Origin of the sequence: Streptomyces sp. NPDC026092, from assembly GCF_040638605.1 — a bacterium.
Classification (GTDB): Bacteria; Actinomycetota; Actinomycetes; order Streptomycetales; family Streptomycetaceae; genus Streptomyces.
The window spans coordinates 467,217-476,965 of the sequence record NZ_JBEZYN010000004.1; the positions used below are offsets into that span (position 1 = coordinate 467,217).

Here is a 9,749-nt window from a genome sequence, read left to right on the forward strand (position 1 = left end):
GGAGTGGGTCAGCCCGCCGCGCCGTCCAGGAGGGTGTGGCGCAGGCGGAGGGCGCGTTCTCTGCTGGCTGCCAGGGTGGCGAGGCCGATCGTGATGTTGGCCCACGTCGGTACGTCGATGGGTGCGGTGAAGGTTCCGGTGTGCTGGGCGATGGCATCGGGCTTGGTGAGTTGTTCGGCGAGTTGGGGGACCAGGACCGCCAGGGCGGTGACCAGCACGCCAAGCGAGACGAGGCCGATCGTGCGGCTCAGCGTAGGGTGCGTGCGGTCCAGGCGGGCTCGGCGGCCTTCGGCGGAGGCGGGGTCCGGGATCAGTTGGGACTCGTGGCCTTCGGTGGTGACGTAGTGGCAGCGCTTGAGGCCGAATCCGCTCATCTTCACCTCGACCGTGCCGCCCGGGACGGGGAAGACGGCCGGGAGCTTGGAGACGGCGTGCTGCCTGCCGTTGAGGTACAGGTGGGCTTTGACTGTCGCCACTCCTTGATCATGGTCCGTTCCCGTTACTCGGTCGGCTCCGCCGCGCAGGCGAGGTCCTTGGCCGGGCGGTGACCGGTGGTCAGGAACGCTGTCACCGTGATTTTCGCGCAGGTGTTGCCGCTGAACGGGTAGATGCCGTGTCCGCCCTGGTCAGCGCCGGCGACATCGGCCGCCGCGTCTTCCACGAGCTGGCCCACAGCCCGCAGGACCGCCACATCCAGCTCGTCGGCCGCGACGAGGAGACCACGCTCCGCGCCACCAACCTGACGCGCTTCTGCAGCGTCCAGCGCGGCCACGCCACCACGGTCAGCCACGCGCAGACCGACGTCACGGACGTCGCGCGCACGGCGGAGCGGATATCCGCCTTCGACCCGGACATCATCTTCCTGGCCGTCAGCTACCAGGCCTGGTGGGTCATCTCCACCCTGGAGCAGGACGCCTTCCAGCGGGTCTACCGCGCCAACTTCGGCCCCTGGCTGCCGATGCACCCGGTGCCGGTGATGAAGGCGATGGAGGCCGTCCGGCTCGCCGACAGCCGCGCCCTCGTCGTCAACGCCGCCTTCCCCGACGCCGTGCACCCGGCGCTCGCCGCGATGGGCCTCTCCCCGGACATCGGCATCGGCAACGTCGCCAACAACGTCCCCGGCACCACCTCGGTCGCCGCCGACGAGCTGGGCCGCTCCACCGCCGACGTCGAGGTGCGCCTGGTCGCCCACCACTACGTCTCGCACCGCCTGTCCCGTACGGGCAACAGTGGCCCCGCCGCCATGGGCCTCGGCATCCGCCTCGACGGCCGGGACGTCACCGCCGAACTGGACGTGGCGGCGCTCCTGAACCGCCTGCCCGCCGAGTACCGCCGCACCGGCGGCCTGCCCGGCCAGACGATGACCGCCTCCTCCGCGCTCAGCGTCCTGGAGCCGCTGGCCGACGAGCGCGACGCGCTGGTCCACGCGCCCGGTGTCGACGGGGCGCTCGGCGGCTACCCGGTGGCCATCGAGAACGGCAAGTTCCGGACCGTGCTGCCGGACGGCATGACCCCGGAGGAGGCGCACGCCATCAACGTCTCCGGCTCGGTGCAGGACGGCATCGGCGAGATCCGCCCGGACGGCACCGTCGTCTTCGAGCCCTCGGCGATGGCGATCCTCAAGGAGGAGATCGGCTACGACTGCCCCGAGATGAAGCTCTCGGAGGCCGAGGACCGCGCCCGGGAGATCGCCGAGCGCTTCGCCGCGTTCCGCGAGCGCACCACGAAGTGACACCGGCAGGGGCGGGCGGCCTCCGGGATCTCCCGGAGGCCGCCCGCCCCGCCGCCGTACGACGCCACACCTGACGACCAGGGAAAGAGTTCGCACATGAGGCTGCTGCTGCTCGGGGGAACGGACTTCGCGGGCCGCGCGGTCGCGGAGGCCGCGCGCGACCGGGGCTGGGACGTGACCGTCTTCCACCGGGGCGAGCACCCTGCACCCCGGGGCGTCCGCGTCCTGCGCGGAGACCGCACGGAGCGGGGCGGCCTCGGCGCGCTCGCCGCATGGGACGGAGGCGGAGGCGGCGTCGGGGGAGGGGACGGAGGCGGCGTCGGAGGCGGGGAGTGGGACGCGGTCGTCGACACCTGGTCGGGCGCGCCGACGGTCGTACGGGACACGGCCCGCCTGCTCGCCGACCGCGTCGGGCGGTACGCCTTCGTCTCCAGCCGCTCCGTGTACGCCTGGCCCGCACCGGCCGGCCTCGACGAGTTCGGGCCGCTGGCCGAGGGCGACCCGGACGTCGAGGCGACGGACTTCGCCGCCGACAAGCGGGGCGCGGAGCTGGCGGTGGTCCGCGAACTCGGCGCCGAACGCGCGCTGCTGGTCCGCCCGGGCCTGATCCTCGGCCCGCGCGAGAACGCCGGCCGCCTGCCGTGGTGGCTGGCCCGGATCAGCAGGGGCGGAGACGTCCCCGCGCCGGGCCCGCGCGACACCCCGCTCCAGTACGTCGACGCGCGCGACCTCGCCGACTGGCTCCTGACCGCCCTCGACAAGGGGCTCCACGGCCCGTACAACCTGGTCTCCGAGCCGGGCCACACCACGATCGGCGACCTCCTCGACCTGTGCGTCCGCGTCACCGGCTCCACGGCCCGGCTGCACTGGACCACCCCGGAGGCGATCGAGGCGGCCGGCGTCTCCCCGTGGACCGACCTCCCCATGTGGGCCCCGCCCGGTACGGACTTCCACGCCGCGATCCACGCGGGCGACGTCACCCGCGCCCTTGCGACGGGCCTCCGCTGCCGCCCGGCCGAGGAGACGGTGGCCGACACCTGGACCTGGCAACGGACCGTGCCGGAAGGTGAGTTGAAGACGGCGGAGGGGCTGAGCGCGGAGGCGGAAGAGAGGCTGCTGCGGCCGTAACGGCTGTCCGGCAGGTGGGCGAGGGTGGCGGGGCGGGGTCCGGAGGACGTAGAAATCGGGTCATCCGACCACATACGAAGAGGACTCCATGAGCACCGCCTCCGAACGGACACCCGCCGCACCGGACGACCTCGCCCCCACCGAGCGCACCCGCCTCCGCCGGATGCGCGACAAGGGCAGCCACCGGCGTGCCGATCTGGAGGCGGTGCTCGCCGCCGGGTTCCTCTGCCACCTCGGCGTCACCGTCGACGGCACCCCGATGGTCGTGCCCACGGTGTACGGGACCGAGTACGGCGCCGAGGGCGGCCGGCTGTACCTTCACGGCTCCGTCGCCAGCCGCAGCCTGGTCCAGGCGCCCGACGCCACGGTCTGCGTCACGGTGACGCACGTCGACGGGCTCGTCCTCGCCCGGTCCGTCTTCGAGCACGGGGTCAACTACCGGTGCGCGATGATCTACGGCGTTCCGCGCGAGGTGACCGACCCGGAGGAGAAGCTGCGCGGGCTGCGCGCGCTCACCGAACAGAGCGCGCCGGGCCAGTGGGAGTACGCCCGCCGGCCCAGCCGCAAGGAGCTGGCGGCGACCTCGCTGCTCGCCCTCGACCTCACCGAGGCGTCGGTCAAGATCGCCTCGGGCCCGCCGGACGACGGCGACGGCCCGGACGCGGAACTGGGCCTCTGGGCCGGGGTCCTCCCGCTCGTCACGACCTTCGGCACCCTGATCCCGGACCCGGTGCTGCCGGCGGGCATCGAACCGCCGGCGCACATAGCGGCCCGGGAGGGGAGCGTCGTCGGCTGAGGGGTCGGCTCTTGGGGGGCCGGCCGCTTCCTCCGGTTCCTCGGGGCTCACTTCCGCCAGAAGAGGTGGTGGGTGACACCGCTGGGGCTGGGCACGACCTCCAGGTGGAACCGGTCGAGCAGTTCGTCCGGCGACTCCCAGAGCCGCGAGCCCGCCCCGAGCTCCACGCCGTCCGAGACCGCGACGTGGAGGGTGTCCACGAGGTCGGCGTCGAGGAACTCCCGGACCGTGGCGGCCCCGCCGCCGAGCCGGACGTCCTTGCCGTCGGCCGCGTCCCGCGCCTGGGCGAGGACCGTGGCGGGGTCGGCGTCGACGAAGTGGAACGTGGTGTCGGAGAGCGTGAAGGACGGCCGTACGTGGTGGGTCATCACGAACACCGGGGTGTGGAAGGGAGGTTCGTCGCCCCACCACCCGAGCCAGTCCAGGTCCTTCCAGGGGCCGCGCTGGGGCCCGAACTTGTTCCGGCCCATGATCTCCGCGCCGATGTTGTTCAGGAAGTCCCGGGTGAAGTAGTCGTCGATGCCCCGGGTGCCCCCGGGATCGGTGCGGTTCGGCCAGCTCGCCGTGGCACCGGCCCAGGAGAACATGGTCCCGGGATCGGCGTGGCCGAAGGGCCGTTCGAGGCTCTGGTTCTCGCCCGCGCCGTATCCGTCGCGCGAGACGCAGAAGTTCATGACTCTGAGCAGCTGTTCCTGGTGCACGGGTCGTCTCCTACGGGGCCTGAGGTTGTCCTCGGCCTGAGGTGGTCCGGGGCCTGAGGTTGTCGAGGGGCAGACTGCCCGGTCCGGCGGAACTCATCGCGGAGGCGCTCGCGGGGACGCTCGCGGCGGGTGCCCGGATTCAGCCGACCTCCAGGACCTCCACGCGCATGCGCTCCAGATGGCTGGGGTCCATCAGGACGTCGACCGCCGTCACGCGCCCGTCGATCACGGTGAACGCCATCACGAAGGCGGCACCCGCACCCGCCCCCACCAGCCCCGCCGCGTCGTCGACGAGCGCGGGGCGGGCCTTCCGCGCCAGCTCGGCGAGGCGCTCCGAGACCGCCTGGGCCCCGTGGGCGACGGCCGCCCCGGCCCGTACCGCCTCCGCGTCGGCGCGCAGGAGCACCTCCGGGTCGAGGAGCGCGCGGACGGCGTCGGAGTCCCCGTCGCTTGCGGCGGTGTGCAGCGCGGCCACGACCTCCCGCTGGCGCGGAAGGTCCGGCTCGGGCATCTCCTCCGTACCCCGCACTCGGGTGGCCGCCCGGCTCACCAGCTGCCGGGTCGCCGCCGGGGTGCGGTCCACGACGGGCGCGACGTGGTCGATCGGCACCGCGAACATGTCGTGCAGCACGAACGCCACCCGCTCGGCGGGCGTCAGCGCGTCGAGCGCGGCGAACAGGGCCGGGTCGACGTCGTCGGCCCCGCGCACCGACTCGCGGGGCTCGCCCGCGGCCCAGGGATCCCAGGGGTCCTGGCGCCGGGACTCGCGCGCACGCAGCCGTTCCAGGCAGACGCGCGCGACGGCGGCATCGGCGTCGGCCACATCCGCCATGTCCGCCACGGACCCGGCGGCCTGTACGGCTCGTACCGCTTGCGCAGCCTCGTCGGCCTCGGCGAACGAGCCCAGCATCCGGTACGCGATCGCCCGCAGCCGCGCGGCATCGTCATGGCTCACCGCGTGATCGACCACCTCTCTGCGTCACCTCCGTGACAGGTCGTGGCAGGCCGTGCGGCCTGTGCAGGCCGTGGCAGGTTCGGGGCAGGCCTCGGCGGGTCGTGGCAGGTCGCGGGCTCAGTCGCCGTGACCCGTCCCGCCGCTGCCGAAGCCGCCGCTGGAGATCCCGCCCCACTTGCGCTTCTCCTCGGTCGGCGGGTCGGGCGAGGTCTCCGTGCCCGAGGTGCCGCCGTTCTTCAGCTCGTACGGCATGAGGCGGTGCTCGCCGTCGGTGTGGGGCATCTCCGCCGGCCGCCGGTACTCGGACATCTCGCCGGGCAGACCGCCCTCGGGCCGGTGCGGATGCTCCTCGGCCTTGGGGGTGGGGGACTCTTTGTCCCGGACCCTCATCCCCAGCCAGAACGCGCCGATCAGTACGGCGACCACGACCAGGCCGCCGAGAACCTGGGCCAGTCCGGACTGCCAGACTCCGGCCGCCGTCGTGACCCCTGCGGAATCCACGAGAAAAGCGTTCATGTTCCAGAGATACCCATCTGGGACCAATCTGAGCAATACGTAACAATCTGCATGAATCAGGCCTGATCCGGACCGGCACAACTCGTGTGAAACATTTCCCCGGACCCAACGCGTCATTGAGGTGTAGGGGGTCGCGTGAGTCGCGTGACAGGGGGGAGGGTCATGAAGCAGTCCCGCGCGGACGAGTTCCTGGAGTTCGCAGCTGCCAGGACGGGTCATCTGTACCGGTCGGCGTGCCTGCTGACCAGCGGAGACACCCATCTCGCCGAGGACCTGGTGCAGGAGACGCTGGGCCGGATGTACGCGATGTGGGGCCGCGTCCACCGGATCGGCAACCCGGCCGGGTACGCACAGACCGTCCTGGTCCGTACGTTCCTCAGTCACCGGCGGAGACGCTCGGCGACGGAGCGTCCCCTGGGCGAGCTGCCCGACCGGGCGCCGGAGGACGGCGACGATCCGACGCTGCGGATCGCCCTGCTCGACGCGCTGGCGGCGCTCGCGCCCAAGGACCGGGCGGTGGTGGTGCTGCGGTACTGGGAGGACCGCAGCGTCGAGGAGACGGCCGACGCGCTCCACGTCAGCTCGGCGGCGGTCCGTACGCGCACGTCCCGGGCGCTGGCCAAGCTCCGGGAGCGGCTCGGCGGCAGCATCGTCGAGTTCGCCCCTCACTGACCGCCTGACCAGCGAGTACGTCAGCTGCTTCAGCTTCCACCCTTCACTTCCACTCTTCACTTTCACTCATGGACCGGAGACGGTGATTCGGCATGCCTCTGAACGAGGGACACGACGGTTTCGAGGACGAGCTCGGTGCGGCTCTGCGCCGTACCGGTGACGGATTCGCCACCGAGGACAGCCGCGGCCTTGTGGCGGGCGGCCTGACCCGTGGCAGGCGCCAGGTGAGGCGCCGCCGCGCGACGGCGGTGACCTGCGGGGTCCTTGCGTTCGGGGTGGTGGGCGTCGGCGGGGTGTACGCCGGTGACCTGCTGGGTTCGGGCGGTTCGGGCAAGGGGGCCGACGGTTCCTCGGTCGCCGCGTCGAGGAGCACGGGTCCCGAGTCGGCGCTGGCGGCCGTGCTGAAGGCGAACACCCCGGCCGGCACCTGGACGGTCGAGCACAGTGACTCCCGGTCCGTCACGGCCGTGTACGAGGACGGCAAGGGACCGGCGGGTCTCACCGTCGGCCTCTACCGGGCGGGGGAGACCGAGGAGTCGGCCGCGGGCCAGGTCACGTGCCCGGACCCGCTGTACGTCCCCCACGACGCCTGTACGAGCAGCAAGCTGCCGAACGGCGACCGGCTGATGGTCCTCCAGGGGTACGAGTACCCGGACCGGCGCGCGGACACGAAGAACTGGCGGGCGGTCCTGCTCACGAGGGACGGCTTCCTGGTCGACGCGAGCGAGTACAACGCGCCGAGCGCCAAGGACTCCGACGTCACCCGCACGGACCCGCCCTTCAGCCCCGCACAGATGAAGACGCTGGTCACGGCGGAGGGCTGGCGCCCGCTGTTCAAGAAGCTGGCGGTCCCGGAGGGGAAGCCCACGCCGGGCAAGGACACCCCGCCGCCTTCGGTGGACGGCGCGGACGTCCGGGCGACCCTGCGCTCGCTGATGCCGAAGGGCCTGACGGTGGTCTCGAGCGGCGGTCAGGAGGAGGAGTTCGCGTACGTGGTCGTGAACGACGGCAAGGGCAAGAGCCTCGTCCAGATCAACGTGCAGAACCACATGGAGGACGTCGCCCCGCGCCTCAAGGCCGCCGGCACCAAGCTGCCCGACGGCCGCCTGGTCCTGGTGACCGAGGAGCCCGGCGAGAAGGGCGGCGCGGGCGTGACGGCGTGGACGGCCGAGTCCCTGACGCCGTCGGGCTTCCGGGTCGTGATCTCCGCGTTCAACACGGGCGCACAGCACGAGGCCGCGACGCGCGCGAAGCCCGCGCTGACGAAGGAGCAGCTGAGGGAGATCGCGCTGAGCCCGAAGTGGTCGAAGTTCGAGACGGAGTGAAGTGCGAGACGGAGTAGCGGGCCGTGGGGCGGGCCCCCGCGCAGGGCCCCTCACTTCGCGTCGGCGTACCGCTCCACCGTCGCCGTCGTGAACGGGAAACGCACCGGGGTGTGCCCGAAGGCGATGCGGCCGGCCTCGTCCCCGGCCGCCCGGATCGCCTCCGTCACGGCCTCGGCCTCCTCGGCCGGGCAGTGCACGATCACCTCGTCGTGCTGGAAGAAGACCAGCTCGGCCCGCATCCCGGCGGTGGCGCGGCGCAGCGCGGCGAGCATCAGCAGCGCCCACTCCGCCGCGCTGCCCTGGACGACGAAGTTGCGGGTGAACCGGCCGCGCGCCCGGGAGTTGCCGGAGGCGTAGCCGGGCGTGTACTCGCCCTCCCCGGAGCCGGATTCGCCGCCCGCACCCTCACTGCCGCCCTCCTGGGGGAGGCCGGCCTCGTCGTCCTCGGCGGCGCCGACGGCGCGCGGGCTGGTCCGGCCGAGCCAGGTCCGGACGAGCAGCCCGTCCTCGCCGGCCTTCGCGGCGTCGTCGACGTAGGCGACGGCGCGCGGGAAGCGGCGGCGGAGGGCCGCCAGGTTCTTCAGTCCGTCGCCGCTGGTCTGCCCGTAGATCGCACCGAGGAGCGCGATCTTGGCGTGCTCGCGGTCGCCGGAGAACGCCCGGTCCGACAGCCGGCGGTACAGGTCGTCGGGGTGCCCGGCGACCTCCATCAGACCGGGGTCGCGGGAGATCGCGGCGAGGACCCGGGGCTCCATCTGGTCGGCGTCCGCGACGACGAGCCGCCAGCCCTCGTCGGCGACCACGGCCCGCCGGACGACCTTGGGGATCTGCAGGGCGCCGCCGCCGTTGGTGGTCCAGCGGCCGGTGACCGTGCCCCCGGGCTGGTACTCGGGCCGGAAGCGCCCGTCCCGCACCCAGTCCTGGAGCCAGGACCAGCCGTGGGCGGTCCAGATCCGGTACAGCTTCTTGTAGGCGACGAGCGGGGCGACGGCGGGGTGGTCGATCTCCTCCAGCTCCCAGCGACGGGTGGACCGCACCCGGATCCCGGCCCGGGCGAAGGCCTTGACGACGTCGGCGGGCAGGTCGGGGCGGACGCGGTGGCCGAAGGCGGCGGAGACCTCGTCGGCGAGCTCGGCCAGGCGCCGGGGCTCGCCCCCGCCCGCGTACCGCTCGCCCAGCAGCTCCTGCAGCAGCTCCCGGTGCACGTCGGCCCGCCAGGGCAGCCCGGCCCGGTGCATCTCGGCGGCGACGAGCATGCCCGCGGACTCGGCGGCGGTGAGCAGCCGCATCCGCCCCGGGTGCGCGGTCCGGTCGTGGCGGGCCTGCTGCTCGGCGTAGACGGCGAGGAGGTCCTCGAAGGAGACGGCGGTGGCGCTGGGTCTCGCCTCGAAGAGGGAGTCCTGAGAGCCGGGCTCGGCGGCCCGCTGGGGCGGATCGGGCGGTACGGGAGCGTTCCGCAGGCGGGCGAGGGCGGCGGCCGCCGACCGGGGCTCCCCGAGCCGCCCCTCGTGGCCGAGCAGGAGTCCCTCGGCGACCTCGATGTCGTAACACCGCTCGACGCGCACCCCGGCGTCGAGCAGCCGGGAGTGGACCTCGGCGGTGGACCGCCACACCCAGCGGGCGACACCGGGCCGGGAGCGGACGGCCTCGACGAGGTCCGGCTCGCGCAGGACGGGTCCGGCGGGCAGCGCGTCGGGGCCGAGGGGGACGAGCCGCGCTCCGTCCCCCTCCGCTTCGGCGGCCAGCGCCCACCTCTCGCTCATGGGTGCGAGTCTGGCACCCACCACTGACAACGCGGTTTTCGCCGCTCTGCGTGAGAGGGACTTCGGGCTAGGGCCTGTCCGGCGGATCATGGCCGGGGCCGTGGCGCCTGGCACGGCGCCTCGCCGCGTTGCCGAAACGCCCCGATAGCTCCGCTATCGAG

11 protein-coding genes are annotated in these 9,749 nt (G+C 73.2%); 5 read left to right on the forward strand and 6 right to left on the reverse strand.

The annotated features are described in order from the left end of the window. Positions 1 to 8: 8 nt before the first annotated feature. Positions 9 to 476 (reverse strand): hypothetical protein, encoded by a 468-nt coding sequence (locus tag AB0F56_RS09510; RefSeq protein WP_362006066.1) that lies wholly within the window; start codon positions 474 to 476, stop codon positions 9 to 11. A 23-nt stretch (positions 477 to 499) separates the two neighbouring features. Beyond that, positions 500 to 697 carry an alpha/beta hydrolase gene (locus AB0F56_RS09515; RefSeq protein ID WP_362006186.1) on the reverse strand — a complete coding sequence of 66 codons (198 nt, stop codon included), beginning with the start codon at positions 695 to 697 and terminating at the stop codon, positions 500 to 502. On the opposite strand from AB0F56_RS09515, the gene AB0F56_RS09520 reads away from it, so the two are divergent. The 3 genes from AB0F56_RS09520 (at position 614) to AB0F56_RS09530 (ending at position 3,656) form a co-directional block, all read left to right on the forward strand. Continuing rightward, a complete protein-coding gene (locus tag AB0F56_RS09520; RefSeq protein ID WP_362006193.1) occupies positions 614 to 1,732 on the forward strand; it encodes a hypothetical protein in 1,119 nt (372 codons plus the stop codon). The two genes, AB0F56_RS09515 and AB0F56_RS09520, sit on opposite strands and share 84 nt — an antisense overlap. 96 nt (positions 1,733 to 1,828) lie before the next feature. Then, on the forward strand, positions 1,829 to 2,860 hold the full coding sequence (locus AB0F56_RS09525; RefSeq protein WP_362006069.1) for an NAD-dependent epimerase/dehydratase family protein: 1,032 nt from the start codon (positions 1,829 to 1,831) through the stop codon (positions 2,858 to 2,860). Between the two features lie 88 nt (positions 2,861 to 2,948). After that, entirely contained in the window at positions 2,949 to 3,656 is a 708-nt protein-coding gene (locus AB0F56_RS09530; protein ID WP_362006072.1) for a pyridoxamine 5'-phosphate oxidase family protein, read from the forward strand. A gap of 47 nt (positions 3,657 to 3,703) precedes the next feature. On the opposite strand, the gene AB0F56_RS09535 is transcribed toward AB0F56_RS09530, so the two are convergent. From AB0F56_RS09535 to AB0F56_RS09545, 3 genes are all read right to left on the reverse strand, one after another. Further along, positions 3,704 to 4,330 carry a dihydrofolate reductase family protein gene (locus AB0F56_RS09535; protein WP_362006188.1) on the reverse strand — a complete coding sequence of 209 codons (627 nt, stop codon included), beginning with the start codon at positions 4,328 to 4,330 and terminating at the stop codon, positions 3,704 to 3,706. A 166-nt stretch (positions 4,331 to 4,496) separates the two neighbouring features. Then, positions 4,497 to 5,312 carry an RNA polymerase subunit sigma-70 gene (locus AB0F56_RS09540; protein WP_362006075.1) on the reverse strand — a complete coding sequence of 272 codons (816 nt, stop codon included), beginning with the start codon at positions 5,310 to 5,312 and terminating at the stop codon, positions 4,497 to 4,499. Positions 5,313 to 5,429: 117 nt separating this feature from the next. Further along, complete coding sequence (locus tag AB0F56_RS09545; RefSeq protein WP_362006077.1) at positions 5,430 to 5,828, reverse strand: DUF6479 family protein; 399 nt, start codon at positions 5,826 to 5,828, stop codon at positions 5,430 to 5,432. A gap of 162 nt (positions 5,829 to 5,990) precedes the next feature. Here AB0F56_RS09545 and AB0F56_RS09550 point away from each other — a divergent pair, with 162 nt between their 5' ends. Continuing rightward, a complete protein-coding gene (locus AB0F56_RS09550; RefSeq protein ID WP_362006080.1) occupies positions 5,991 to 6,500 on the forward strand; it encodes a SigE family RNA polymerase sigma factor in 510 nt (169 codons plus the stop codon). 92 nt (positions 6,501 to 6,592) lie between these two features. Continuing rightward, entirely contained in the window at positions 6,593 to 7,825 is a 1,233-nt protein-coding gene (locus AB0F56_RS09555) for a hypothetical protein (protein WP_362006083.1), read from the forward strand. Between the two features lie 50 nt (positions 7,826 to 7,875). Here AB0F56_RS09555 and AB0F56_RS09560 read toward each other — a convergent pair whose 3' ends face one another. Beyond that, positions 7,876 to 9,588, reverse strand: coding sequence for a bifunctional 3'-5' exonuclease/DNA polymerase (locus tag AB0F56_RS09560; RefSeq protein WP_362006086.1), 1,713 nt, complete (start codon positions 9,586 to 9,588; stop codon positions 7,876 to 7,878). Positions 9,589 to 9,749: the final 161 nt, after the last annotated feature.